This window comes from Marinomonas pollencensis (assembly GCF_003387375.1).
GTDB lineage: Bacteria > Pseudomonadota > Gammaproteobacteria > Pseudomonadales > Marinomonadaceae > Marinomonas > Marinomonas pollencensis.
In genome coordinates this window covers 95340-120625 of sequence record NZ_QUNG01000010.1, presented here as the reverse complement: position 1 = coordinate 120625, position 25286 = coordinate 95340, and the positions used below count along the sequence as shown (strand labels likewise).

The 25286-nt window shown below is 45.9% G+C and carries 24 protein-coding genes; 21 read left to right on the top strand and 3 right to left on the bottom strand.

Annotated elements, in window-relative coordinates; translation table 11 throughout:
- The first annotated feature begins 2 nt into the window (after positions 1–2).
- The 16 genes from sufD (at position 3) to DFP81_RS13915 (ending at position 15720) form a co-directional block, all read left to right on the top strand.
- Positions 3–1262: a Fe-S cluster assembly protein SufD gene (sufD, locus tag DFP81_RS13990; protein ID WP_115898513.1), complete on the top strand. Its 1260-nt coding sequence runs from the start codon at positions 3–5 to the stop codon at positions 1260–1262.
- 11 nt (positions 1263–1273) lie between these two features.
- Positions 1274–2491: an aminotransferase class V-fold PLP-dependent enzyme gene (locus tag DFP81_RS13985; RefSeq protein WP_115898512.1), complete on the top strand. Its 1218-nt coding sequence runs from the start codon at positions 1274–1276 to the stop codon at positions 2489–2491.
- Between the two features lie 9 nt (positions 2492–2500).
- Positions 2501–2851: a HesB/IscA family protein gene (locus tag DFP81_RS13980; protein ID WP_115898511.1), complete on the top strand. Its 351-nt coding sequence runs from the start codon at positions 2501–2503 to the stop codon at positions 2849–2851.
- 4 nt (positions 2852–2855) lie between these two features.
- Entirely contained in the window at positions 2856–3386 is a 531-nt protein-coding gene (gene sufT / locus DFP81_RS13975; protein ID WP_115898510.1) for a putative Fe-S cluster assembly protein SufT, read from the top strand.
- Between the two features lie 137 nt (positions 3387–3523).
- A complete protein-coding gene (locus DFP81_RS13970) occupies positions 3524–3949 on the top strand; it encodes a SufE family protein (protein WP_115898509.1) in 426 nt (141 codons plus the stop codon).
- Positions 3950–3984: 35 nt separating this feature from the next.
- A complete protein-coding gene (locus DFP81_RS13965; protein ID WP_115898508.1) occupies positions 3985–5130 on the top strand; it encodes an IscS subfamily cysteine desulfurase in 1146 nt (381 codons plus the stop codon).
- A gap of 162 nt (positions 5131–5292) precedes the next feature.
- A complete protein-coding gene (ndk, locus tag DFP81_RS13960) occupies positions 5293–5700 on the top strand; it encodes a nucleoside-diphosphate kinase (RefSeq protein ID WP_115898507.1) in 408 nt (135 codons plus the stop codon).
- Positions 5701–5844: 144 nt separating this feature from the next.
- The gene (gene rlmN, locus DFP81_RS13955; protein WP_115898506.1) at positions 5845–6960 is read left to right on the top strand and encodes a dual-specificity RNA methyltransferase RlmN; all 1116 of its coding nucleotides are present in this window, start codon (positions 5845–5847) and stop codon (positions 6958–6960) included.
- Positions 6961–7004: 44 nt separating this feature from the next.
- Entirely contained in the window at positions 7005–7733 is a 729-nt protein-coding gene (locus DFP81_RS13950) for a hypothetical protein (protein ID WP_115898505.1), read from the top strand.
- 1 nt (position 7734) lies between these two features.
- Positions 7735–8748, top strand: coding sequence for a RodZ domain-containing protein (locus tag DFP81_RS13945; RefSeq protein ID WP_245959174.1), 1014 nt, complete (start codon positions 7735–7737; stop codon positions 8746–8748).
- 8 nt (positions 8749–8756) lie between these two features.
- Entirely contained in the window at positions 8757–9869 is a 1113-nt protein-coding gene (gene ispG / locus DFP81_RS13940; protein WP_115898504.1) for a flavodoxin-dependent (E)-4-hydroxy-3-methylbut-2-enyl-diphosphate synthase, read from the top strand.
- A 9-nt stretch (positions 9870–9878) separates the two neighbouring features.
- Positions 9879–11162 (top strand): histidine--tRNA ligase, encoded by a 1284-nt coding sequence (gene hisS, locus DFP81_RS13935; protein WP_115898503.1) that lies wholly within the window; start codon positions 9879–9881, stop codon positions 11160–11162.
- Between the two features lie 40 nt (positions 11163–11202).
- Positions 11203–11844, top strand: a complete 642-nt coding sequence (locus DFP81_RS13930; protein ID WP_115898502.1) for a YfgM family protein — start codon at positions 11203–11205, stop codon at positions 11842–11844.
- Positions 11845–11846: 2 nt separating this feature from the next.
- A complete protein-coding gene (bamB, locus tag DFP81_RS13925; RefSeq protein WP_115898501.1) occupies positions 11847–12980 on the top strand; it encodes an outer membrane protein assembly factor BamB in 1134 nt (377 codons plus the stop codon).
- Positions 12981–13069: 89 nt separating this feature from the next.
- The gene (gene der, locus DFP81_RS13920) at positions 13070–14407 is read left to right on the top strand and encodes a ribosome biogenesis GTPase Der (RefSeq protein WP_115898500.1); all 1338 of its coding nucleotides are present in this window, start codon (positions 13070–13072) and stop codon (positions 14405–14407) included.
- Positions 14408–14607: 200 nt separating this feature from the next.
- Positions 14608–15720 carry an enoyl-CoA hydratase/isomerase family protein gene (locus tag DFP81_RS13915; protein WP_181903099.1) on the top strand — a complete coding sequence of 371 codons (1113 nt, stop codon included), beginning with the start codon at positions 14608–14610 and terminating at the stop codon, positions 15718–15720.
- Here DFP81_RS13915 and DFP81_RS13910 read toward each other — a convergent pair.
- Positions 15713–15868, bottom strand: a complete 156-nt coding sequence (locus tag DFP81_RS13910) for a DUF2496 domain-containing protein (RefSeq protein WP_115898498.1) — start codon at positions 15866–15868, stop codon at positions 15713–15715. The genes DFP81_RS13915 and DFP81_RS13910 overlap by 8 nt on opposite strands.
- A 157-nt stretch (positions 15869–16025) precedes the next feature.
- Between DFP81_RS13910 and DFP81_RS13905 the strand changes: the two genes are divergently transcribed.
- From DFP81_RS13905 to DFP81_RS13895, 3 genes are all read left to right on the top strand, one after another.
- The gene (locus DFP81_RS13905) at positions 16026–16688 is read left to right on the top strand and encodes a class I SAM-dependent methyltransferase (RefSeq protein WP_245959173.1); all 663 of its coding nucleotides are present in this window, start codon (positions 16026–16028) and stop codon (positions 16686–16688) included.
- A 146-nt stretch (positions 16689–16834) separates the two neighbouring features.
- Positions 16835–19108 carry a YgiQ family radical SAM protein gene (locus DFP81_RS13900; RefSeq protein WP_115898497.1) on the top strand — a complete coding sequence of 758 codons (2274 nt, stop codon included), beginning with the start codon at positions 16835–16837 and terminating at the stop codon, positions 19106–19108.
- Positions 19109–19402: 294 nt separating this feature from the next.
- Positions 19403–20002: a DUF6198 family protein gene (locus DFP81_RS13895; RefSeq protein ID WP_115898496.1), complete on the top strand. Its 600-nt coding sequence runs from the start codon at positions 19403–19405 to the stop codon at positions 20000–20002.
- A 152-nt stretch (positions 20003–20154) separates the two neighbouring features.
- Here the strand turns inward: DFP81_RS13895 and DFP81_RS13890 are convergent, their stop codons facing one another.
- Together DFP81_RS13890 and zntR are read right to left on the bottom strand one after the other, a co-directional pair.
- Positions 20155–21267, bottom strand: a complete 1113-nt coding sequence (locus DFP81_RS13890) for an SO_0444 family Cu/Zn efflux transporter (protein WP_115898495.1) — start codon at positions 21265–21267, stop codon at positions 20155–20157.
- A 5-nt stretch (positions 21268–21272) separates the two neighbouring features.
- Positions 21273–21716 (bottom strand): Zn(2+)-responsive transcriptional regulator, encoded by a 444-nt coding sequence (zntR, locus tag DFP81_RS13885; RefSeq protein ID WP_115898494.1) that lies wholly within the window; start codon positions 21714–21716, stop codon positions 21273–21275.
- Positions 21717–22176: 460 nt separating this feature from the next.
- Between zntR and DFP81_RS13880 the strand changes: the two genes are divergently transcribed.
- Positions 22177–23943 carry an ATP-binding protein gene (locus DFP81_RS13880; protein ID WP_115898493.1) on the top strand — a complete coding sequence of 589 codons (1767 nt, stop codon included), beginning with the start codon at positions 22177–22179 and terminating at the stop codon, positions 23941–23943.
- Entirely contained in the window at positions 23940–25286 is a 1347-nt protein-coding gene (locus DFP81_RS13875; RefSeq protein WP_115898492.1) for a cobyrinic acid a,c-diamide synthase CobB, read from the top strand. The genes DFP81_RS13880 and DFP81_RS13875 overlap by 4 nt, the downstream gene beginning before the upstream one ends.

The following is a 25286-nucleotide window of genomic DNA, read 5'->3' as shown; positions in this document are numbered from 1 at the left end:
GCATGAGTGAATGGTTAGAAAGCGCCATTGCTCGAGCGCAACATCTTGATGATTGGCTTGCTCCTAAGCGTGCCCATGCCGTTGAGCTATTAGCGCAAACCAAATGGCCTACACGTAAGACGGAAGCTTGGCGTTATACGCCGTTGCGTCCCGTTGAGCGAACTACAGCGGGCAAGATATCTGACGATGTCAGTTTGTCTCCTGAAACCATTGCAGATCTTACGCCGATTGAGCTGGTATTTGTAAATGGTCAATTTGATGCAAGCCAATCGACAAAAGAATTGCCGGCTGGTTTATCTATCTCTCTGGGGCAAGACCTAGATGCTGCTCAGCAAGCGTCTGCTTTAACCGCCTTCGCCGCGATTAAACCAGAGCGCCATTTGTTTGGTTTGGTAAACGATGCCTTAGCAGAAGATGTGGTGCTTGTTTCGGTTGCTGAAGAGGTAGAGATTACTCAGCCTATTCGTATTAGTTCTTTGTTGAGCCAAGGGGCAGAGTCTCATACGCGAGTGCAAGTTTCGCTTGCAAAAGGATCGCGTTTGACAGTGATTGAAGACATTCAATCACAAGGTGAAACCTTGAGCACAGCATTTGTTGAGTACGATATTGCCGCGAACGCATACCTAGAGCATTACCGTTTTGCACTGCAAACGGGAACGAACCTTGCCATTGGCGGCAGTCACTTTAATTTGAGTGATAAGTCGAAAATGCACAGCAGTATCGTTGGTTTTGGTAGTGATTTATCCCGTTTAGACACTGATATTATTCACGCCGGTGAATTTGCAGATGCAAAGTTAAATGCAATTTACCTGCTGGATGGCAAAGAATTGTTTGACCTTCATGCGACGGTTGAGCATGCGATGCCAAACGGCACCACGGAAGAAAACGTACGCTGCATCGTTGCGGATCGTGCGCGTGCCGTGTTTAACGGTCGAATTCATATTCATCCTGATGCACAGAAAACATTAGCGGCGTTGAATAACCGTAATTTGCTGATGTCTGACAAGGCGGAAATTAACACCAAACCAGAGCTAGAGATCTACGCAGACGATGTGCGTTGTGCCCATGGTGCGACAGTGGCAGAAATTGACAAGCAAGCCCTGTATTACTTACAAACGCGTGGTGTAAGTCGTTCGAAAGCACAAGTTATGCTCAACTTCGGTTTTATTAACGAGTTGATTGATTTAATGCCAAATGCGGCGTTGGCGGAATGGGTTCGACCTATTATTCGTGAGCGTTTTGCGCAAATGGAAGTGAAGTAAGCGAGAAACCAATGAGTCTTGATGTAGCAGCTATCCGTGAACAGTTTCCGATTTTAAAACGTGAAATTGATGGTAACCCTCTTGTTTATCTCGACAATGCGGCCACGACCCAGAAGCCGCAGTGTGTGATTGATGCCTTGGTTAATTACTATACGACCTGTAATTCTAATGTGCATCGCGGGGCTCACCGACTTGCGGATGAAGCCACACGCCACTTTGAAGCGGCGCGTGACATAGTCAAAGACTTTATTAATGCGCCAAAGCGTGAAGAAGTCATTTGGACCTCTGGCACCACGGAAGGCATTAATATCGTGGCCAATGGCTTAGGGCAGTTGCTCTCTCCTGGTGACGAAGTGATTGCCACGGGCATGGATCACCATGCTAATTTGGTGACTTGGCAGCAAGCCTGTAAAGCCTCCGGCGCGATTCTAAAAACAGTACCTGTGTTGGATTCTGGAGAGCTAGACCAAGCCGCTTATGAAGCCTTGTTAAATGAGCGCACTAAGTTTGTTGCTTTCCCGCATGTATCGAATGCCTTGGGTAGTGTAAACCCAATTAAAGAAATGACCGCAAAAGCGAAGCAGTTCAATGCTTGGGTATTGGTAGATGGCGCTCAAGGTGCGGCTCATGGGCATGTCGATGTGCAGGCTATCGGTTGTGATTTCTATGCTTTTTCTGGTCATAAAATCTACGGACCAATGGGCGTTGGAGTGCTTTGGGGTAAAGAGTCTGTGTTGGCTGATTGGCCAGTATGGCGCACAGGTGGTGAGATGATTTCCACTGTGACCCTACAGGATGCGAGCTGGAATGTATTGCCTTATCGTTTTGAAGCAGGCACGCCGAATGTAGGTGATGCGATTGCGATGGGGGAAGCGATTCGCTGGTTTAGTGCGCTTGACCAAGATGCCGTCGTGGCTCATGAAAAAGCGTTGCTTGATCATGCGACAGAGCTGGCGGAAAACTTTGAAGGTTTGACCATCATAGGTCAGGCCAAAGAGAAAAAAGGTGTGCTGAGCTTTGTGTTGGACCATGGACACCCAGCGGACATTGGTTTTCTGCTTGACCGACAAGGGTTTGCCGTAAGAACGGGTGATCATTGTGCCCAGCCATTAATGGCGCGTTTTAATGTGCCTGGCACAGCGCGAATTTCTTTCTCGGTTTATAATACTTTAGAAGAAGTTGATGCCTTATTTGTTGCGCTGAAAAAAGTGCGCACTATGTTGGCTTAGGAGAATACGATGACAGCAACAACATTTGATCCTGTCTCTAGCGTGTCGTTAACCGCTTCCGCACAGAAATACTTTGCTTCTAAAATGGCAAAACAGCCGAATAAATTGATTCGATTAAGTACTAAGGAAAGTGGCTGTACAGGGTTTTCCTATGTGCTGGATATAGTCGATGGTGCGCACGAGGAAGATACTGTCCTGTCGTTTGGTGAGGTAACTTTAGCGGTTGATTCTGCCTCTGTACAAATGCTAAAAGGCACCGAGATTGATCTGGTTCGCGAAGGTGTGAACGAAATCGTTAAGTTTAATAACCCTAACGTTGTGGCGGAATGTGGCTGTGGCGAAAGCTTTAGTGTGAGCTGATTTAATGCAAAAAATGGTAGTAACACAGCGCGCTTGCCCTGCTCGACGAGTGCCTAGTGGTGAGCCGACCAGTATTCCAGAGGGGCAGTTCATTACGATTAACCAGAGCTTGGGTGGCAATTACACTGTTACCTGGCAGGGCAATATGTTGCGTATTGATGGGACAGATGCCGAGGCGATTGGCCAGCAACCAGAAGTTCTTGAGTTTGAAGACCTTGGTACGGATAAGATTAATGAAGACCAGGTTTGGCAGGCGCTGAACACTATTTATGATCCAGAAATTCCAATCAGTTTAGTGTCTCTTGGCTTGGTGTATCGCGTTGCTTTAGATCAGTCGTCGAAAACAGTGCAGATTGATATGACGTTAACAGCCCCTGGTTGTGGTATGGGGCCTGTCTTGGTTGGTGATGTAAAGTACCGTGTCGGTAAGGTGCCTAATGTAGAGACGGTTGCCGTAGAGTTGGTATTTGATCCTCCTTGGTCCCGTGAAATGATGAGTGAGGAAGCGCAACTAGAAGCGGGTCTTTTCTTCTAACGCTGTCGCTCACCGAATGGCATTGAATACAATAAGAAACGGCCTTGGCATTCGCTAAGTGCCGTTTTGTTTTTATGGGCGTTTGTTCAGCGAAACGTCATTTATTATTTATAGCGCTTTAGCAAAAGAGGGAAATCATGTCCTTACCAAGCACAGAAGAGATTGTCGATGATCTGTTGTTTTTCGACGATTGGGAAGATAAGTACAAATATATTATTGATCTAGGTAAGTCCTTGCCAGTATTTGATGACGCTTGGCGGACGCCAGAAAGATTGGTAAAGGGTTGCCAAAGTAATGTTTGGATTCAGCCTGGTAGCGAGCAGGATGATGCCAAAGGTGAAGTGCTGACGTTTGCGGTAGACAGTGATGCAATCATTGTTCGAGGCTTGTTGGGCTTGGTGTTGGCGGCACTTAATCATAAAACGCCAGAAGAGATTTTGGCGTTTGATATGACTCAATATTTTGAATCTTTGGATCTGGAGCGTCATTTAAGCCCGACCAGAGGTAATGGCTTACGATCGATTGTTGGTCGCATTCAAAATATTGCTCAATCTGCTGCTTAAGCGCTTTAAGTTGTGTTGTTTTCTCGGAGAAAGTTATGAATACCCCCGTTTATTTAGATTATTCTGCTACCACGCCCGTTGACCCAAGAGTGGCTGAAAAAATGATGGCTTGCCTGACGCCGGATGGCAATTTTGGTAACCCAGCTTCACGCTCTCATTTGTTTGGCTGGCGTGCAGAAGAAGCGGTGGAAGAGGCGAGAATGCAAGTGGCTGGGTTGATTAATGCCGAGTCTCGCGAGATCGTTTGGACTTCGGGGGCAACCGAAGCCAATAACTTGGCGCTTAAAGGTGTGGCGCACGCTTATCGTCAAAAAGGCCGCCATATCATTACGTCCATGATAGAGCACAAGGCGGTACTAGACCCTTGTAAGCAACTCGAAAAAGAGGGTTTTGAAGTCACCTATCTTAAACCGGATAACCATGGTGTTATTTCATTAGGTCAGGTGCAAGAAGCGTTGCGAGAAGACACTATTTTAGTGTCTTTAATGCACGCGAATAATGAGTTGGGCGTAGTGACGGATATTGCGGCGATTGGTGAGTTGACGCGAGCCAAGGGGGTCTTTTTGCATGTGGACGCTGCGCAAACCACTGGCAAAGTGACGATCGATGTGAATGCCATGAAAGTGGATTTAATGTCGTTAACCGCCCACAAAACCTATGGGCCAAAAGGCATTGGTGCTTTGTTTGTGCGTCGTACACCTAAGGTAAAGCTTGAAGCTCAAATCCATGGTGGTGGCCATGAGCGCGGTATGCGTTCCGGTACCTTAGCAACGCATCAGATTGTGGGGATGGGAGAAGCTTTCCGCTTGGCTGGCGAAGAGATGAAGCAGGACTGCGCTCGTATAGAAGCATTGCGAGATAGGCTGTGGAGCGCGCTAAGCAGCTTGCCAGGTGTTCATTTGAATGGTGGTGCAAAGCATCGAGTGGCGGGGGTTTTAAATGTAGGCTTTGCTGATGTGGATGGTGAGATTTTATTGATGTCGCTGACAGATATTGCTGTTTCATCGGGTTCTGCTTGTACTTCGGCGAGTTTGGAGCCCTCTTATGTGTTGCGCGCAATTGGTCTAGCTGACGAATTAGCGCACAGCTCGTTGCGTTTGTCGGTAGGGCGTTTTACGACCGAGGAAGACGTAGATTTTGCCGCGGCGACAATAAAAAATGCTGTGAGCAAGTTGAGATAGCGTCTAATCCGTCGAAAAACGTCTTTTAAAGACGATATAACAAAAGAAAACGTGATTCGGCATACAATTTTAACAAAGAGATGCGTATAATCCACGCGCTGAACTTTTATGTCTTGGGTCATGTAAAACATCACCCTTTTAAATTCAATTTGGAGTTATATCATGGCGTTGGAACGTACTCTTTCTATCATCAAACCAGATGCTGTTGCAAAAAATGTAATTGGCGAAATCTACACTCGTTTTGAGCGTGCTGGTCTTAAAATTGTTGAAGCTAAAATGATTCAACTAGACGACGAATTGGCTGGCGGTTTCTACGCTGAGCACAAAGAACGTCCATTCTACAAAGACTTGGTTGGCTTCATGACATCTGGTCCTGTTGTTGTTTCTGTTCTTGAAGGTGAAGGCGCTGTTCTTCGTCACCGTGAACTAATGGGTGCAACTAACCCTAAAGAAGCGGCTGCTGGTACTTTGCGTGCAGATTACGCGGCTTCTATCGATGCCAATGCGGTTCACGGTTCTGATTCTGCTGAATCAGCTGCTCGTGAAATTGCTTACTTCTTCGGTAAGTAATTGACTGCTAGGACCTTTATGTCCGAACTGATTTGTAAAAGCGGGCGCTAGCCCGCTTTTTTTCAGAGGCTTCTGAAAAGATCTTTCTTTTCAGAGGCTTTTTTCGTTTACACTTAATGCTATACACAGCAAGCGATCTTTATTATGACTGACATCAAAAAAGTAAACCTATTGGGTTTATCTCCAACAAAACTGATTGAGTATTTTGAATCTATTGGTGAGAAAAAATTCCGTGCCACTCAAGTGATGAAATGGATTCATCAAAAGGGCGCTGAAAGTTTCGAAGAGATGACGGATGTCAGTAAAGTTTTGCGCGCTAAGTTGGAAAAAACTTGCGAGATTCGTGCCCCTGAAATTGTTTCTCAAAATATTTCAACGGACGGTACCCGTAAGTGGATTATCCGTACCGAAGGCGGCAAGAATGATTGCGTTGAGACGGTGCTTATCCCTGACGGTGATCGCGCGACCTTGTGTGTCTCCTCTCAGGTTGGTTGTTCTTTGGATTGCAGCTTTTGCTCAACAGGTAAACAAGGCTTCAACCGCAACTTAACGCCAGCGGAAATTATTGGTCAGGTGTGGATTGCGATTAAATCTTTCGGACCGATGGATCCAAACGGTCCTCGTCGCGTGACTAACGTGGTGATGATGGGCATGGGTGAGCCTCTGATGAACTTTGAGCCTGTGGTTGATGCAATGATCTTAATGATGCATGACCATGCTTATGGCTTGTCTAAGCGCCGTGTCACTTTAAGCACCTCTGGTGTCGTACCAAAAATTTATGAGTTAGTTAAACGTACCGATGTGTCTTTGGCTATTTCTTTGCATGCACCAAACGATGCGTTGCGTAATGAGTTGGTGCCCATCAATAAAAAGTATCCGATTGCTGAGCTGATTGAGTCGTGCCAGCATTATTTGGCGAACCTCCCTGATAAACGTCATATTACGATTGAATACACCTTGATGTCCGGTGTGAATGACAATGAAGACCAAGCTCATCAGTTGGCCGAGTTGCTGAAAGATTTAGAGTGCAAAATCAATTTGATTCCATTCAACCCTTTCCCTAACTCTGGCTACGAAAAACCATCGAACAACCGAACGCGCCGTTTCCAGAAAATTCTGGCAGATGCAGGCTATACTGTAACCGTACGAACCACTCGCGGTGATGATATTGATGCGGCTTGTGGCCAATTGGTCGGTGATTTTCACGATAAAACACGTCGTAGTCAGAAATACATAGAACTGCGCGAAGTGAATAGTTAGCCGAATCATTCAAGGCTCATTTAATGTAAGACAAGGATGTCTTCATGAAAAATCACTTAGTAATGACAATGATGGTGACATCATTGCTGCTCTCTGCCTGTGCCTATCAGCCTGTTAGCCAGAACACACAGAGCTATTCTGATCAGCAACGCTTATCTCTAGTGCAAGCTCATCTATTGTTAGGACAGCTGCCGTTGGCGAAAGCGCAACTGGAGCAGATATCTGATACACATCAGCAGCGAGAGTATTGGCGTCTGTTGAGTCTTTATTGGCTGCGCATAGGAGATCAATCAAACGCTTTACAGGTGCATCAGCAAGGCTTGCAGCGGTTTCCAAATGATGACTTTCTATTGAATAATCTAGGGGTTCTACTTGGGGGGGAGCGACAATGGTTTGAAGCTTGTCTTGTGTTTCAAAAAGCCACCCAGAAGGGACTGTCAAGACGCCAGTCAGTGTGGATTAACTTTTCCCGCTGTGAATTACGTCAAGATGACGTAAAAAACGCATGGCAGGCTTTAAAACGAGCAAAAGAAATCGCAGATTTGCCTCTTATTGGTTTGATGACGGAGCTTAATCTTGTTTTAATACAGGGTAACCTTAGTAAGGCTCGCCTCATTTTAAATAATATCCAGGCTGAAACAGAAAATGCGCAAAACACCGCGTATTTTGATGAATATAACTGTCTGTCGCGGCAGATTATCGCACGCGAAACTGACCCTACAATTTATTCATTCGCGAGCACTTCGATTTGCTTGGATAGCTCAAGGTATTAACATGACAACTGAATTTCAAACTGATGTTTCTCTTAACGACAGTAATACAACGAATATCGATATAGGTAAGCGCCTCCAAGCAGCTCGAATTGAGCGCCAACTTGATGAGCGACAAGTTTCGACAGAGTTGAAAATTCCAATCGATCAGGTTCGTGCGTTGGAAGACAATCGGTTTGACTATTTCAGGTCAACGACTTTTGCCCGAGGCTATCTCAAAGGCTATTGTCGTTTGCTGGGCTTAGATGTGAACGAAATCTTATCTGCCTTTGACGCATTAACGATGACCAAGGCAGAGTCCAATATTAAACCTGTTGATAAAGTCATCAATAAACAAGCTGGCTTTGGCGATCCCTTTGTCATTCTTATCTCTATTGTCATCATTGCGGTATTGGTTTTCTTGGCGTTTTGGTGGCCCTCCTTTTCGAGTAGCAATTCTGCCGTCATTGATAAAAGCGAGACACCGGATCAGGCTCAAGTTGAAATGCAAACGGATCAACAAGAGACAACACCTAATTTAGTTTCGCCAGCCCAAACGGAAACGACTGATCAGGATGATACACAAAGCACATTGTCGCAAAATGCGGATCAAGCTGCAGTGGACAGTGCCGTGGCGAAAGAAGACTTGCCAGTACAAGAAGAGACGGTCAGCACAGGCCTCTCTGCTGAAACCATCGCAATTTTAGAAAAAGCTGGGGTGAACCCAGAAAAAGTGGAAGAAGCTACAAAAGAAGTGCCTACAGAAGAGATCGTTAGTACTCCTCAAGAGCCGTTGTACAAGGATGATATTGACGTAGCATTTAGTGCCGACTGTTGGATAGAAGTCCGTGATAGTAGCGGTAAGATTTTATATTCAGGGGTAAAAGCGGCGGGCAGTAAATTAGCCGTTACTGGTACGGCACCTTATCGAGTTGTTGTTGGTTATGCTCGTGGTGTTTCCTCGTTTAAATTTAAAGGTGAAGTCTTCGACTTCTCTTCATACACTCACAAAGATCTGGCTCGTTTCGAGCTCAAGTAGAGAAAACTATGCATTTTGAATCGCCAATAAAACGTCGTCAATCGCGTCAAATTATGGTGGGGAATGTGCCTGTTGGTGGCGGCGCCCCTATTAGTGTTCAGAGTATGACGAACACAGAAACCTGCGATGTGGATGCTACCGTTGCTCAAATTAGATCCATTGTCGATGCCGGTGGTGACATTGTTCGTGTGTCTATTCCATCGATGGATGCCGCGGAAGCATTTAAAGAAATTCGTAAGCAAGTATCTGTTCCTCTCGTAGCTGATATCCATTTTGATTATAAAATTGCTCTTAAAGTGGCTGAGTATGGGGTCGACTGCCTACGTATCAATCCAGGCAACATAGGCAATAAAGATCGGATTCGTGCAGTGGTCGATTGCGCGCGCGACAAGAATATTCCAATTCGTATTGGTGTAAACGCCGGCTCGCTCGAGAAAGATCTGCAGAAAAAATACGGCGAACCGACACCTGATGCCTTGGTTGAGTCTGCTTTTCGTCAGCTTCAATATTTTGATGAATTGGATTTCCATGAGTACAAATTAAGCCTTAAAGCGTCAGATGTTTTTATGACGGTTGAGGCTTACCGTAAAATAGCCAGTCAGATTGATAACCCTTTGCATTTGGGTATTACCGAAGCTGGTGGGTTGCGCTCTGGCACCGTGAAGTCATCTATTGGCCTTGGGCTTTTATTGATGGATGGGATTGGCGATACCTTGCGTGTATCGCTGGCGGCGGACCCTGCGCAAGAAGTAAAAGTAGGTTGGGATATGTTGCGCAGTCTTAAATTGCGTAATCGAGGCATTAACTTTATTGCTTGCCCAAGCTGCTCTCGGCAAAATTTTGATGTCATCAAAACCATGAACCAGTTGGAAGAACGTTTAGAAGATATTGTTGTTCCGATGGATGTGGCTGTGATTGGCTGTGTGGTAAATGGGCCAGGTGAAGCGAAAGAAGCGGATATTGGTCTGGCTGGTGGCTCGCCAAATAACCTGGTGTATTTGGACGGCAAGCCAAACAGCAAATTTAAGAATGAAACATTGGTTGACGACCTGGAAAAAATGATCCGTCAGAAAGCCGAAACTAAAGAACGTGAGATGGCGAATATCATCGCTAAAATTTAAGGAATTGTAGTGGCTCGTAAAATTCAAGCTATCCGAGGAATGAATGACATTCTTCCAGGCCAATCTTCTATTTGGCAATATCTAGAAAACACCGTTGCTGATGTTGTTAAGTCTTATGGCTATCAGCAGATTCGTTTTCCGATTGTCGAAAATACTGACTTATTCAAGCGTGGCGTGGGTGAAACCACAGACATAGTTGAAAAAGAAATGTACACCTTTGAAGATCGTAACGGTGAGTCTCTTACCTTGCGCCCAGAAGGTACAGCAAGTTGTGTGCGAGCAGCAGATCAAGCTGGACTTCTGTTTAATCAGGTTCAGCGTTTGTGGTACACAGGTCCGATGTTTCGCTACGAGCGCCCGCAAAAAGGTCGCTATCGCCAGTTTCATCAAATTGGTGTTGAAGCGTTTGGCATGGCGAGCGCCGACGTAGATGCTGAACTTATTATTTTATCTGCACGTCTATGGAAAAAACTGGGTCTTCTAGAGCATGTTGAATTGCAGCTTAATACCATAGGTTTGGCGTCTGAACGTGAAGCTTATAAAGCGGCTTTGGTTGAATATTTAACGGAGTTTAAAGACCAGTTAGATGAAGACAGCCAACGTCGTTTAGAAAGCAATCCGTTACGTATCCTTGATTCTAAAGATAAAGCGACTCAAGCGGTGCTTAATGATGCCCCTAGTTTAGAAGACTTTATGGGGGAAGAAACAAGTGCGCACTTTAATCGTTTGCAAGCGATTCTGACCGCAAATGATGTGCCTTTTGTTATCAATCATCGTCTAGTTCGAGGGTTAGATTATTACGGTAAAACCGTATTCGAATGGGTGACAGAGCATCTTGGCTCACAAGCGACAGTGTGTGCCGGTGGCCGTTATGATGGATTGGTTGAGCAGCTAGGTGGTAAGGCAACGCCAGGCATTGGTTTTGCGATGGGGATTGAGCGCCTAGTGTTGCTACTAGAAACCCTTGAGCTGATCCCTGAAGCCGCCAAGGCATCAACGGATGTATTCATTGTTAGCCTAGGTGAAGAGGCTGAGATTACCTCGACTGTGTTGGCGGAAACCTTGCGCTCTCAGTTAGCTGGTGTGACAGTGTTGCGTCATTGTGGTGGCGGTAACTTTAAAAATCAGATGAAAAAAGCCAATAACTCTGGTGCTCGTTTGACTCTTATTTTGGGTCAGGAAGAGGTGGAGCAAGGTATTTGTCAAGTCAAAGATATGCAAACCGGCGACCAAGAATCTTGTAAGATCGCTGATATCGCAAACTGTGTGAATACGAAATTACAGTTGAATTAACTCTGGCGCCAGTGACGGCATCTTAAACGAGGAATAAAACGTGTCTGAATTAAAGACTGAAGAAGAACAAATTGAAGCGTTTAAAGAGTGGTGGAAAAAGAATGGCACTGTCTTAATTATTGCGATTGCCGTTTGTGTCGGTGGTTATTTCGGCTGGCAAGCATGGCAAAAAAGCCAAGCTGATCATTTAAGTGAAGCGTCTGCTTTGTATCAAAATATGATTGAAGCCGCTGCCGATTTGAGCAAAGAAGACAATCAGAAAACGGTTGCCTTTATTGCTAAGCAACTAACAGATGATTATGACGATACTGGTTATGCCATGTTTGGTCAGTTGTTTTCTGCTCGACTAGATGCTCAAAAAGGCAACTATGATGAAGCCATTGCAGATCTAAAAGCCGCCATTTCAAAAACGGAAGATGCGTCTTTTATCGCTATTGCCAACTTACGTATCACTAAACTTCAGATACAAAAAGAAGACTACAGTGCTGCATTAGCCACCCTAGAACAGGTGACGCTTGCTGAATTTCTTGCACAACGTCAAGAACTTGCCGGTGATATTTATCTCAAGCAAGGTAAGCGTGAGGAAGCGAGAGTGGCTTATCAAAAGGCCAGTGAAGCGTTGGGCAATAGTGTGAAACACCCATTGCTAGACATTAAACTCAAAGACTTGGTTAAAGGTTAATTATGAGTAAAACGCTTGTTACTGGTGTTATATTAGCGGCTTTAATGCTTCAAGGTTGTGCCAGCTCCCGTCCAGATCTGCCTAGCCCTGCTTCCATTGATAGCGAGGTGGATTTAGACACTTCGTGGCGAACTGGTGTTGACGGTGATTTTGGTGAGACGAGCGAGCGTTATAACCTAGTCGCGCAAGATAACGATTTATTCTTCGTTACTCGAGAGGGTTCGGTTTATCAGTTGTCTCAAAAAGACGGCGATGAAGTGCTTCATATCGAAACCAAATATAACCCCAGCTCAGGTGTGACTCGTGATGCCGATAATGTTTATTTCGGTACTTATGAAGGTCAGCTAGTTGCTGTTTCATTGAACAAAAAAACAGTGGAATGGACTCAGAAACTAAGTTCTGAAGTCCTGTCTGAAGCCGCGTACTATGATGGTAAATTAGCAGTGCAAACGGCCGATGGTTGGTTGAGTCTTTTGTCTGCCAAGGATGGGCAGGTGCTATGGCGAGCAAAAGAGGATTTGCCTGCATTGACAGTCCGTGGTACAAGTGCGCCTATTATCATTAATGGTAAGGTATTAGCAGGTTTTTCAGATGGCAAAGTAAAGGCATTTGACCTGCAAACCGGTAAACAGCTTTGGGCCTATGAAGTAGGCAAACCAGAAGGCCGTTACGAAGTTGAACGCTTGAGTGACGTAGACGGTCGTTTGGTGGTTAAAGATGGTGTGGTATATGCCGCGGCGTACAATGGCACAGTAACCGCCTTGTCGTTGCAAAAAGGCAGTCCGATCTGGCAGCGTAGCATTCCGAGTGCGGTAGGCGTTGCAGTGCGAGATGGTCTTCTTGTTGCAGTGGATTTGGACAGCAATGTGATTGCTTTAAATGCCAAAAATGGCTCGCAAGTGTGGGAAAACAAAACCCTTGCAAAGCGAGACCTGATTACACCAGAGTTCTTTAGAGATTATGTTGCGGTGATGGATCGCGGTGGTTATGTTCATTTACTTGATCTGAAAACAGGGATAGTAAAAGGGCGTGATATTGCGAACGATGATGTTGCTCCAGGCAGTCGTATGGTAGCGGATGGTAATCAGCTGTTTATATTGACACCGGACTCAGATGTCACGGCATTGAGCTATTGAAATCGACCTGATTTCTTTTTTAGCGATTTTAAAGAGGCTGCCACTCCTAAAAGGAGTGGTGGCCGCTTTGTATTTTTATAGGTAAAAAAATGATCCCAGTTATTGCATTGGTAGGTAGACCCAATGTTGGAAAGTCGACCCTTTTTAACCGTCTGACACGCTCGCGTGATGCCTTGGTAGCCGATTACCCAGGTCTAACGCGAGATCGTAAATATGGCGATGGTAAAGCGGGTGAGCATGAGTTTATCGTTATTGACACTGGTGGTATCAGTGGTGACGAGCAAGGTATTGATGAAAAAATGGCGCGCCAGTCTCTTCTCGCAATAGAAGAAGCGGATGCGGTACTTTTTCTGGTAGACGGTCGTCATGGCCTTAACCCTGCTGATGAAATGATTGCCAACCACTTACGCCGTTCGAATAAGCCTATTTACCTTGTGGTCAATAAGACGGATGGCATTAATGAAGATATTGCCTTAGCAGATTTCTATTCATTGGGGCTTGGTGAACTGCTGCCAATAGCCGCGGCTCACGGTAAAGGCGTGCATATCTTAATTGATAAAGTCATGCTGCCGTTTGCTGAGCAAGTTGAAGAAGCGAAAAACCAAATTCAGCTTGGTTCTCGTGGTATTCGTATTGGCGTGGTTGGACGCCCCAATGTGGGTAAATCCACCCTAGTAAACCGCATGCTAGGTGAAGACCGTGTTGTGGTTTACGATATGCCTGGTACGACTCGTGACAGTGTTTATATTCCTTATATTCGTAATGAAAAGGAATACACCTTGATCGATACCGCAGGGGTGCGTCGTCGTAAACACGTTAAAGAAGCTGTCGAGAAATTTTCCATTGTCAAAACCCTGCAAGCGATTCAAGACGCTAACGTAGTGATTGTTGTCATTGACTCCCATGAAGATTTGGTGGAGCAAGACCTGCACATGATAGGCTATGTATTGGATGCCGGTCGTGGTGTTGTTATTGCTGTGAATAAATGGGATGGTTTGGCGAAAGATGAGCGTGAGCACATTAAGAGTGAAGTAGAGCGTCGTCTCGGCTTTGTTCCCTATGCGAAAGTGCATTATATCTCTGCTTTACACGGAACGGATGTCGGTAATTTATACGATACGATCGAATCAACTTATGAGTCTTGTTACTCTAAGTGGTCGACAAACCGTCTAACTCGTATTTTAGAAGATGCGGTTTCTGAGCATCAGCCACCTATGGTAAATGGCCGTCGTATTAAATTGCGTTATGCTCACCAAGGGGGATCTAATCCGCCGCGTATTGTGGTTCATGGTAACCAGACTAATTCGCTTCCTGGCAGTTATAAAAAGTATTTGGAAAACAAATTCCGTACTATTTTGAACATCACTGGGACGCCTATTTCGTTTGAATTTAAGTCATCGGAAAACCCGTTCGCACCGAAAAAATAGTGGTGTAAGCTTGACTGATGTCGCGAAAACCTCTTCATTTAAATGAAGGGGTTTTTTTGTTTTAGGGCTTGTCTTTTCTAGCCACATTAAGGAATCGCTGAGTGCGACTTTTGTCTTAATCAATCATTGTTTCGTTGCTTGCCAATTAAGCATGAGGTAGTTTCTTAATGAAGCCAATAACAATAAAAAAGGAGGGCTTTATGGTTAGTCCTGTTGAATTCCAGACTCAGTCTTTTGCTGGGCATTATAAGTTAGGGGTTATTCGCCTTAACCACGCTGCGTCATTGAATGCTTTAAGCATGGAAATGATTACGCTAATGCTAAACCAGCTAGAGAGTTGGCGAATGGATCAGAATCTCGTCGCAGTGTGGCTGGAGGGAGCAGGAGACAAAGCATTTTGTGCTGGCGGTAATGTGGTCGATGTTTATCGCAGCCTAGAGGCCTCTAACGATACGTGTTTTGCCCATCGTTACTTTGAAGATGAATATGCATTGGATTACCTCTTAAAGAGCTTCCCTAAACCGGTTATTTGTTGGGGGGATGGCTATGTGATGGGAGGAGGGATGGGCTTGATGATGGCTTCCCGTTATCGAATAGTGACGCCATCGAGCAAGCTGGCAATGCCAGAGATTAGCATTGGCTTATACCCAGATGTGGGCGCGAGTTATTTTTTAAATCAGCTCGAAAGTAAAGAGATGGCGCGTTTTCTTGCCTTAACGGGTTATCAAGTGTCTGCCACTGATGCGTGTGAGTTAGGGTTAGCTACCCATTATTTAATGGCAGAAGACCGTGATCATTTAATGGCGGCTTTCTCACAAGCGAGTATGGCGGAACTCGACCCGAAAAAAGTCACAGCGATTATTGAGCAGATCTTATTTACCTACTCACAATCCGATGAGTTGCCACTGCTGAAGCCGGAGCTGACAACACAACAATCAACAATTAAGGCCTTAATGTCTGGGACCATTGAGAACGTTTATGCTGCCATGTTGTCTTATCTTCCTGAATGCCCCAGCATGCAAAAAGCCAAGCAGAACTTTTTACATGGCAGTCCATTGTCCGCTCACATTATTGTCGAGCAATTGGAGTGGGCTCAGGACAAAAGTCTAGAGTCTGTGTTTGTACGTGAACTTCAGCTCTCAGTCGCATGTTGTGCGCATGGCGATTTTAAAGAAGGCGTTCGCGCATTATTAGTGGATAAAGACAAACGTCCGCGATGGCAATATGGGCATATTTCAGATGTCCCTAAAAGTGTGCTTGTACGCTTTTTTAGCGATGAGCACCCAGTAGAACAGATACCAGCATCTAGTTAGCGGCCAGCTTTTGCTTTTTGGCTTCAAAGTCTTTTAAAGCGAGTGTTAAGGCATCAATTGCTACCTGATTGTCGATTTGGTTGTCTTCAAGAAGAGCAATTAAATCAATCGCTAACTTGATATGGGCTGGTGCATTTTCTAAAGACATAATTTTTCCGTATAAAAAGTGTCGTATTTAAGGTGTAAAAATAGAGATTTGAAGCAATATTATTTGTTAGGATTAGATAGGTTTACCCATTTTAACCTATTGTCGAAGATATAATAATCGGCGACAAGTGCTTAAAGTTGCCTAGGATAGAGATAAGATGATGCTGAATGAAACCGGTGTAATAACAAACGAATTTTGGTTGGACCGCTGGAAAACAGGGCGAATTGGTTTCCATAAAGAAGGGGTTAATCCTCGGCTGATGGATTACTGGGCTGATTTGCCAAAAGGCAGCCAAGTGTTGGTCCCATTATGTGGCAAATCAAATGATATGATCTGGTTGGCTGAGCAGGGTTATCAAGTGACAGGAGTCGAGCTATCTTCTTTAGCAGTGGTACAGTTTTTGGGTGACAATGACTTGGTGTATAGCACGCACCAAGAGGGTGATCTTAAAATCCATACGGTAGAAGGCTTGTCTTTAAGGATTGTAGAAGGCGACTTCTTTTCCTTCACTGAAACAGGTTTTGATGCCTGTTATGATCGTGCTGCTATGGTGGCTATGCCTGCGGATAGACGAGCAGAATATGTCTCTCATACCCTTTCTTTGCTCACCGCTTCTGCTTTCGTATTGCTCATCTCGTTGCGTTACGATGGAGACAATCAAGGGCCCCCATTTTCTGTAACTCATGAAGAAATTGGTCAAATGTGGGGGGATAAAATTCAAAAAATTGCCTCTGAAGATTTGGTGCAAACCAATACCCAATATAAAGATCAAGGCTATGGTTTCTTTGAAGAGAGCATTTGGCATATTGTGCCAGCGTAACGACTTCTGAACAGCTTTACACATTGGCGCTGTATACCGAAGAGCTTTTCTGGGATAATGCCGGAAAAATCCCCCGATAACCTATGTATCTTCGTAATGCACATGTCGTGATGTCATCGTGATTACGTCGATACCAAGAGCTGCCAATGACAAAACGACATAAAACTGCCGCCGATCTTTTTTCATACCCAAGTTACTGGGCTGAATGTTACGGTGTTTCCCCATTTTTGCCGACCACCCGAGAAGAGATGGACCAGCTTGGCTGGGACAGTTGTGATGTAATTATCGTCACAGGGGATGCTTATGTGGATCACCCAAGTTTTGGTATGGCAGTACTGGGACGTTTGTTAGAGTCTAAAGGCTATCGAGTCGGTATTATTGACCAGCCAGACTGGCGTAATACGGAAGATTTTATGCGTCTGGGTCGTCCTAACCTGTATTTTGGTGTTACGGCAGGGAACATGGATTCCTTGATAAACCGTTATACCGCAGATCTTAAAGTTCGTAACGATGATGCTTATACCCCTTACGGTGTAGGCGGTAAGCGCCCCGACCGAGCTGTTATTGTTTATTCTCAGCGTTGTAAAGAAGCATTTCATGATGTGCCGGTGATGATTGGTGGCATTGAAGCCAGCCTGCGTCGTATAGCGCAATATGACTATTGGAGTGATGAAGTTCGACGTTCAGTTTTGATTGATTCTACTGCGGATATTTTGCTTTACGGTAATGCTGAACGTGCCATGCTGGAAGTCACGCATCAAGTTGCAATGGGTAGAACGATCAAAGAGCTAACCAATATTCGCGGAACCACTATTGTGCGAGATGCACCTCCAGGTGGTTATACAGAAATTGACTCAACGCGAGTGGATTGGCCTGGTAAAGTCGATCAAATTTACAGCCCTTATGAATACATTCCAGAAGGCAAATGTCAGACAGGCGAGAGCGATCAAGATCCTGATGTTATGCCAATCCGAGTGATTCCCGCACCCTTGCGTCGTGGTGAAAAGTTGGATGCCGAAACGACTTACATCCGTTTGCCGTCGTTTGAAAAAGTCTCTAAAGACCCTGTTCTTTATGCGCACACTTCGCGTATTTTGCACCTTGAATCGAACCCGCACAATGCTCGCGCTTTGATCCAAAAGCACGGCAAAAAAGAAATTTGGGTCAATCCACCTCCGATTCCATTGGAAACACCTGAAATGGATGGAGTGTTTGATTTGCCTTATGCTCGGGTGCCACACCCAAAATACAAAAAAGCGCGTATCCCGGCGTATGATATGATCAAAACGTCGATTAATATTATGCGTGGTTGTTTTGGTGGTTGTACTTTTTGTTCGATTACTGAGCACGAAGGGCGGGTTATTCAAAGCCGTTCACATGAGTCTATTCTTAACGAAATAGAAGACATTAAGGCGAAAGTGCCAGGCTTCACCGGTCATATCTCTGACCTAGGTGGACCAACGTCGAACATGTACACCCTCAATTGTAACGACGATGAGGTTCAGGCCTCTTGTCGTAAGTTGTCCTGTGTTTACCCAACGATTTGTTCAAACTTAAATACGGATCATAGTCCTACCACTCAGCTGTATCGTAAAACACGAGCTGTAGAGGGGATTCATACGGTTTCTATTGCCTCTGGATTGCGTTATGACTTAGCCGTTGAGGACCCTGAATACGTCCGTGAGTTGGTCACTCATCATGTGGGTGGCTTATTAAAGATTGCCCCAGAGCACTCTGAAAAAGACACCTTGTCGAAAATGATGAAGCCCGGCATGGGCACCTATGATCGCTTTAAGCGAATGTTTGATAAATATTCTAAAGAAGCGGGCAAGAAGCAGCATTTGATTCCGTATTTTATAGCGGCTCACCCGGGCAGTTCAGACGAAGATATGATGAATCTCGCTCTTTGGCTGAAGACGCATGATTTCAAACCGGACCAAGTGCAAACCTTTTACCCGTCACCAATGTCATTAGCCACGGCTATGTATCATTCAGGTAAGAACCCGCTAAAACCGGTTACTTATAAGAGTGAAGATGTTTATACACCAAAGGATTATAAGCAACGCACAGTGCAAAAAGGCTTCTTACGCTACCATGACCAGAATAACTGGAAAGATTTGCGTAATACTCTGATAAAAATGGGGCGCGCAGATTTGATCGGTAATGGTGACAATAAGTTGGTGCCATCCGAAGACAAGGATAAGCAAATGCCACGCCGCCCAACGAAGCCAAAAGCGGGACAACAAACAGGGGCTTCTCATACCTCGAATCGTCCAACTATGGCGAAGAATGCGGCGGCAGCGAAAGCGCGTCATAAGTCAGGTAAAGCATCTGGAAGTGCGTCTTCTCGAGCAGGCTCGGCACCTAACAATGGCAGCCCAGCAGCGAAGCGCCGTAAGTCCAAGGTAAAAGCACGTTAATCAAGACGCTATTGTGTCTTTTAAAACCCTGTAGTGATGCTTCACTACGGGGTTTTTTTATGGTCTAAATGCACCTCTATTGGGCGTTAAAAAAGTAAAGGTCCATGGGTGGGGCGCAATAGGTGATAAATGCCTCAGTTTGTGGATAATACAGCGATCAATTTTGGTATGTGTTATGCATACGTTGCAGAAATGCTGGGTGAATATTTACTCAGCGTTAAGCGCTTTCACAAGAAGCGAACGCTAGCTATTCCGTGATTAATCAAAAGTTAATACGGGCATTGAGGACTTATCATGAACGTAACACACCGTTGGCTTTCTATCTTTGAAGGCTGTGTATTGGTTGCTTTAGGCATACATATACTAAACTCTGCTGGTCTACTGATTAGTGGTACCGCTGGTATCGGTATGATACTGCGGCAGCTAACCGATCTGTCTTTTGGGCAGTTATTCTTTTTGCTCAACACTCCTTTTTATATACTCGCATGGCGTACCCTAGGCCGCACTTTTACCATAAATACTTTTATTAGTATCAGCTTGCTATCGGCGCTTTCTGAATTAATGAGGCACTTTGTTTCGATTGATATGAACCCTATTTTATCCGGCACTTTAGGTGGCTTGCTGGTGGGGTTTGGTCTGATTATTTTATTTCGACACAATGCCTCTTTAGGGGGATTAAATATCCTCTCAGTATATTTAGAGCGCCGTTATGGTATTCATGCAAGTAAAACCACTTTACTGGCTGATTTGCTGGTTTTTGCAGTGGCGATAGTGGCGTTAAAAGCAGAAAGTATCGGATATTCTTTGTTAGCCTTTGCTTTTCTGAGTTCTGTGGTCGGACGCTATCATCGCCCGCCAAAGTGGGCTAAGGCGCAGGAAATTAAGCCAGCATAACCGTCTTACCTTTGCCTAGCAGATTGATTCATAAACTGTAAAACTAATCTGCTAGGCGGGTGTGAGTGGCTACTATGTTAGCTGGCGAAGCAAGCCTGATATTACTATTCAAATCGACTCAGGCTGTTGCCTTAGTGCAAAAGAGAGTGCTGTTAGCTGAGCTTTTTGGTCAGCTGCTTTGTTAAAGAAATAACCATGAGAAACGCGAGTAGAATTCCTGTCGATAACGTTACCCAGCCGGGTAATAAGGAGAGCTCAGGCCCAATCTGAGGCACCACTGAAATATCAAACTTGGTGATAAGGAAATCGATGAGGAAAGCAAACAGAAAAGCCCCACCTAACACACCAGTTAAATACCCCACTAATGCTTTGTTACCGAGCTCTTTGGCGACAATACCCAAAGTCGCAATGTTAGTGGCAGGGCCTGCCATCATAAAAACCAATACTGGACCTGGTGCCACACCGGCTAATAAAAGGCCTGCCGCGATGGGCGTCGATGCGGTCGCACAGATATACATGGGGATGGATATCAACACCATAACAAACATGGCTAATAAGCCATTCCCCCATGAAGCCAGAAAGTTATCAGGAATGTAGGTTTGTACTAGGGCAGCAAAGCCCAAACCAACTAATAACCAAAGTGCGGTATCGTCTAATAGCTCTGTGGCGGCATAGTGAAGACTTGAGCGAATTTTAGCCATGATGCTGGCAGACTTTACTGGCGTATCATGGCTTGAGCAACAAGAGGCTTCAGCTGTGCTGGCTGTGCCACAGCAAGACGGCTCTGCGGTTGTGCTAGTTCCACAGCACGAGCTCCCTTCCTTGTTATTAACTGGCGTGGCTGATTTTGTATTAGGGGCGCCATCATTGTCATCTCGACCCACCAATAACCCTGCCAGAATGGCACTAAACACCGCGGCGATAGGGCGAATAATAGCCATAAAAGGCCCGAGTAACACGTAGGACACGGTAATTGAGTCAATACCTGTTTCAGGTGTCGATACCAAAAAAGACGTGGTTGATGCTTTGGAAGCTCCCGCGCGACGTAGCCCTACTGCGGCGGGGATGACTCCGCAAGAGCATAACGGCAATGGCGCACCAAGAAGCGCAGCTTTGACTGTGGCTTTCATTCCGTGCCCGCCAAGTTGTTTGTTTATCCAGCTCATAGGGACAAAAGTTTTTAGCAAGCCTGCCAGAATAAACCCTAACAACAGCCAGGGTGCCGACTCCAAGAAAAGATCAATGAAATGCGTTAATAAGGACACAGTGTTCACTCCTGTTCATCATGATGATGTTCTGGACGAAGGTTATTTATGTCCGATTCCAGCGCTTCAAGTATGGTGCACTGAGCCGCGCTTCCAGAGCCTCCACAGCAGGCATCAGACAGCTGTTTTAATGATTTCTGGAAGTGACTAAGTTCGGCGATTTTTCTTTCAACTTCTTCCAGTTTAGCATCGACAACTATTTTGACATCGGCGCAAGCGTTGTTGTCTTTGTCTACTTCAATAGACAATAGCTCATGAATATCGGCTAGGCTGAAGCCAACGGTTTTGGCGCGAAGGATAAAAGACAATATTTTTTTGTCTTGCTCTGTATAAAGTCGATAGCCAGACTCAGAACGATGGGAGGGGGTTAAAAGCCCGTGCTTTTCGTAAAACCTTAAAGTGTCATTTTTTACCTTGAAGCTGCTTGCAAGTTCGCCAATACGGTACATAAGACTGTCTCTTTAAAAACGATTTAGCTAAGTATAAACCTTAGACATTAGTCAAAGGTCAAGGGGGTCCATCACTTCTTGGACGGTCGTGATGAGTGCCTATGTTGATAGAAACCAGACAAGCCATTGTTTTAGCTCGCCTGATGGTATGAACAACACCATGCATTGTGCTCTCGATGGGTGAAACTGACTGGCAGTGTACTAAAGCGATATCGGTCAAAAGGGTAAGGCTGTTTGTCTAGAAGGACGCGCGAAGAAAGTGGATCCACAGCGCCGCAGCTGTGAAAGCTTAGTCGCTGTGATAGTAAGTTGTTTTTGATTCATCTTTAGCCTCATGTTTTGCGTTTGACATAATTTCAGGCCACGGATAAGGTTCAAACGAGACAACATAGAGTAAAAACGCCTACAATAGGCGGTTTTACTGGATTCCCTTTACATTCACTTAACCACAGGTAATACCATGAGCAGCCTAGCCCATTGCAACTTTCCTTTTACTGCAGTCGCAGGGCAAGATTGTTTAAAACTGGCGCTTATTCTAGCGGCCATCAACCCTAAAATAGGCGGTGTTTTGATCAGTGGTCCGCGAGGTTCTGCGAAATCGACGCTGGCCCGTGGCTTAGCCGGTGTGATGCCCGCTTTACAAGGCAATGAGCTGGTGCCTTTTGCGACGCTTCCATTAGGCACCAGTGAAGACAGATTGCTTGGTGCGCTAGATTTAGAGCAGGTGTTGCAAGAGAAAGAAGTGGCGTTTAAACCGGGTTTATTAAGTCGTGCCCATGGTGGCGTTTTATATGTTGATGAAGTGAACTTACTCAGTGATCACTTGGTCGATCAACTGCTCGATGTGTCTGCCAGTGGGGTTAATCGGATTGAGCGCGATGGTGTCAGCCACGAGCATGAAGCGCACTTTTTATTAGTGGGTACTATGAACCCAGATGAAGGGGAATTACGCCCGCAATTGCAAGATCGCTTCGGCTTGATGGTGGCTTTGGATAACCAATACAGCCTGGAAGAGCGAGTGCAGATAGTGCGCCTACGGGATGAATATGACCAAGACCCCAAAGCCTTTTGTGAAGCCTTCAAATACAAACAGCGCAATTTAAAAAACAGCATTCAAATCGCACGAGATGGTTTGTCAAAAGTGCGCTGTACTGACGATCTGCGGATGGAGGTTGCGAGCCGCTGCCAAGACGCTCAGGTAGATGGCGTGCGCGCGGACATTGTCTGGGTAAGAGCTGCGATGACCCATGCCGCATGGCGAGGTGCGAGTACTGTGTCGATTGATGATATTCAAGCAGTAGAAGCCTTGGTGCTGGCCCATCGTCGTCATGACAGCCCAGCTCAACCGCCAGCACCTAGGTCTTCTCCTCCACCTTCAATGCCGCCATCGCGACGTCCACAAAATTCACGGCCAGATAATACCGCTGCGTCTTCAGAAGAGCCGAATTCGCAAGGCGATTGGGGAAGTATGCCAACAGAGCAGCAAGCCACGAGTGAGCGTATTAGTGTGACTACAAGTCGCTCGGCAGACGCGTCCACGCTATCATCGGCGGCCTTAAGCGAGGTGACGCCGGGAAAGCAACGAGGTAAGGCATTGGGCGGCTATCGACCTGATGCGACTATGGCGGGGGAGGGCGTTGATTGGTTTAGAAGCATTATCCGCCAGCCACAGAATTGGCCCCCGAGTCAGTTATTGGCTAAAAAACGCCATGCCGGTTTACCTGTTTTGCATCTGGTTTTGATAGACACCTCGGCTTCCACATTGGCACAAGGTGTTTTTGCTAATGCCAAAGGGGTTATTTTAGACATAGCACAACGAGCTTATTTGGCTCGAGAGCAAATGGCTATTCTTGGTTTTGGGCAACAGGAAGTATCGTCAATATTGCCGAAAGTGCGTGCTCCCAAAGAAATTTTGGAGCGGCTTAATCAGTTGGCCGCGGGAGGGGGAACGCCGTTTCGTCTGGCGATTGAGAAAGTCAGTCAATATTTGGCGCAACAGCACAAAGCGACGACGGGCTTGGTGAGTCAAACCTACATACTGACCGATGGTAGGACGCAAGCGGATGTGACGGAGTTTTCAGCCAACGGCCCTAAGGCACTGCTCGGGCAGTGCACCTTGATTGACACTGAAAAGGCACAGATTAAACGCGGCCGAGGCGCCGAAATCGCGCAGCAGCTTGGCGCAGATTACCTATTATTAGATTCGCTTTTAGAGACAACATCATGAGTCAAGAAACCATCTATTGCCCGGCTATTTTTCTTACCGCGCCAGCATCGAACCAAGGCAAAACAACCATTACAGCTGCCTTGGCAAGGTATTTTACTAAGCAAGGTAAAGTGGTGCGTGTATTTAAAACCGGCCCAGATTACTTAGACCCACAAATACTGGCTCAAGCATCGAAACAACCCGTTGAGCAATTAGATATCTGGATGGCCGGGGATGATTATTGCCAAGACCGTTTGTATCAAGCGGCACAAGTCGCCGATTTGATTCTTGTTGAGGGAGCTATGGGCATGTTTGATGGAGACCCATCAAGCGCTGATCTGGCCGCTCGTTTTGGCATTCCTATGGCGATTGTGATGGACGTAAAAGGCATGGCGCAAACCGCGGCAGCGCTAGCGACCGGTTTGGCCAACTTTCGCGATGATGTCTCCGTGACTGGGCTTATTGCTAACCGTTGTGGCAGTGAGCGTCATGCTGAACTAATCCGTGACGCCTTGCCTGAGTCATTGCCGTTATTAGCGACCCTTAAGCGCGATGAAGAAGTCACTCTTCCGGAGCGTCATTTGGGCTTGGTGCAAGCAGAAGAAGTCGCCGATGAGCTTGAAGTGCGTTTTGAAGCAGCAGTGGACTGGTTGCAGCAATCCAACGACCTAGGCTTATTGCGTTTACCTGAGGCGGTGGCGTTCCATCCTGCTCAGCAAGATTATTCCCAGCCTCCTGCCAAGCAGTCTTTGCAAGGTAAAACCATCGCAGTAGCAAAAGACGCTGCCTTTAGTTTTATTTACGATGCCAACCTTAATGCGTTAAAAAGTTTAGGGGCGAATATCGTCTTTTTCTCGCCATTAAAGGACGCCTCTTTACCGCCAGCCGATGGCCTTTGGTTGCCAGGTGGTTACCCAGAATTACACGCAAAGGCCTTGTCTGAAAACACCGCCATGCGCACGGCCTTGCAGGCGTTTTTTGCCACGGGCAAGCCGATCCTCGCAGAGTGTGGTGGCATGTTGTACAGCTTAGAAGAGCTTACGGATTTAGAAGGGCATTGTTACCCTATGCTAGGGATATTACCTGGCCAAGGGGCAATGCGCGGTAAGCGTGGTTGCCAAGGTATGCAGACAGCGGTTATTCCTCAAGGGGATATTCGCGGCCATGCTCACCATAGATCGCGCAGTGAGAACACGCCTGAGCCAGTGGGTCATGGGCGACGCCAACGTCATCCAGCCCCGGGCGAGGCGATATATCAACAACAGGGTCTAACCGCCAGCTATCTGCACTTGTTCTTCCCATCGAACTTGGAGGCCGTGGCAGCGCTTTTCTCAGGTGTAAAAAGTTTGGAAGAGAGCGCCTAG

Coding starts and splice junctions, on each gene's coding strand:
- sufD (WP_115898513.1), top strand. CDS start 3: ATGAGTGAATGGTTAGAAAGCGCCATTGCTCGAGCGCAACATCTTGAT.
- ndk (WP_115898507.1), top strand. CDS start 5,293: ATGGCGTTGGAACGTACTCTTTCTATCATCAAACCAGATGCTGTTGCA.
- DFP81_RS13950 (WP_115898505.1), top strand. CDS start 7,005: ATGAAAAATCACTTAGTAATGACAATGATGGTGACATCATTGCTGCTC.
- ispG (WP_115898504.1), top strand. CDS start 8,757: ATGCATTTTGAATCGCCAATAAAACGTCGTCAATCGCGTCAAATTATG.
- DFP81_RS13970 (WP_115898509.1), top strand. CDS start 3,524: ATGTCCTTACCAAGCACAGAAGAGATTGTCGATGATCTGTTGTTTTTC.
- zntR (WP_115898494.1), bottom strand. CDS start 21,716: ATGTACCGTATTGGCGAACTTGCAAGCAGCTTCAAGGTAAAAAATGAC.
- DFP81_RS13910 (WP_115898498.1), bottom strand. CDS start 15,868: ATGTCTTTAGAAAATGCACCAGCCCATATCAAGTTAGCGATTGATTTA.
- DFP81_RS13895 (WP_115898496.1), top strand. CDS start 19,403: ATGAACGTAACACACCGTTGGCTTTCTATCTTTGAAGGCTGTGTATTG.
- DFP81_RS13875 (WP_115898492.1), top strand. CDS start 23,940: ATGAGTCAAGAAACCATCTATTGCCCGGCTATTTTTCTTACCGCGCCA.
- bamB (WP_115898501.1), top strand. CDS start 11,847: ATGAGTAAAACGCTTGTTACTGGTGTTATATTAGCGGCTTTAATGCTT.
- rlmN (WP_115898506.1), top strand. CDS start 5,845: ATGACTGACATCAAAAAAGTAAACCTATTGGGTTTATCTCCAACAAAA.
- DFP81_RS13965 (WP_115898508.1), top strand. CDS start 3,985: ATGAATACCCCCGTTTATTTAGATTATTCTGCTACCACGCCCGTTGAC.
- DFP81_RS13980 (WP_115898511.1), top strand. CDS start 2,501: ATGACAGCAACAACATTTGATCCTGTCTCTAGCGTGTCGTTAACCGCT.
- DFP81_RS13900 (WP_115898497.1), top strand. CDS start 16,835: ATGACAAAACGACATAAAACTGCCGCCGATCTTTTTTCATACCCAAGT.
- DFP81_RS13945 (WP_245959174.1), top strand. CDS start 7,735: ATGACAACTGAATTTCAAACTGATGTTTCTCTTAACGACAGTAATACA.
- DFP81_RS13905 (WP_245959173.1), top strand. CDS start 16,026: ATGATGCTGAATGAAACCGGTGTAATAACAAACGAATTTTGGTTGGAC.
- DFP81_RS13915 (WP_181903099.1), top strand. CDS start 14,608: ATGGTTAGTCCTGTTGAATTCCAGACTCAGTCTTTTGCTGGGCATTAT.
- DFP81_RS13985 (WP_115898512.1), top strand. CDS start 1,274: ATGAGTCTTGATGTAGCAGCTATCCGTGAACAGTTTCCGATTTTAAAA.
- der (WP_115898500.1), top strand. CDS start 13,070: ATGATCCCAGTTATTGCATTGGTAGGTAGACCCAATGTTGGAAAGTCG.
- DFP81_RS13880 (WP_115898493.1), top strand. CDS start 22,177: ATGAGCAGCCTAGCCCATTGCAACTTTCCTTTTACTGCAGTCGCAGGG.
- sufT (WP_115898510.1), top strand. CDS start 2,856: ATGCAAAAAATGGTAGTAACACAGCGCGCTTGCCCTGCTCGACGAGTG.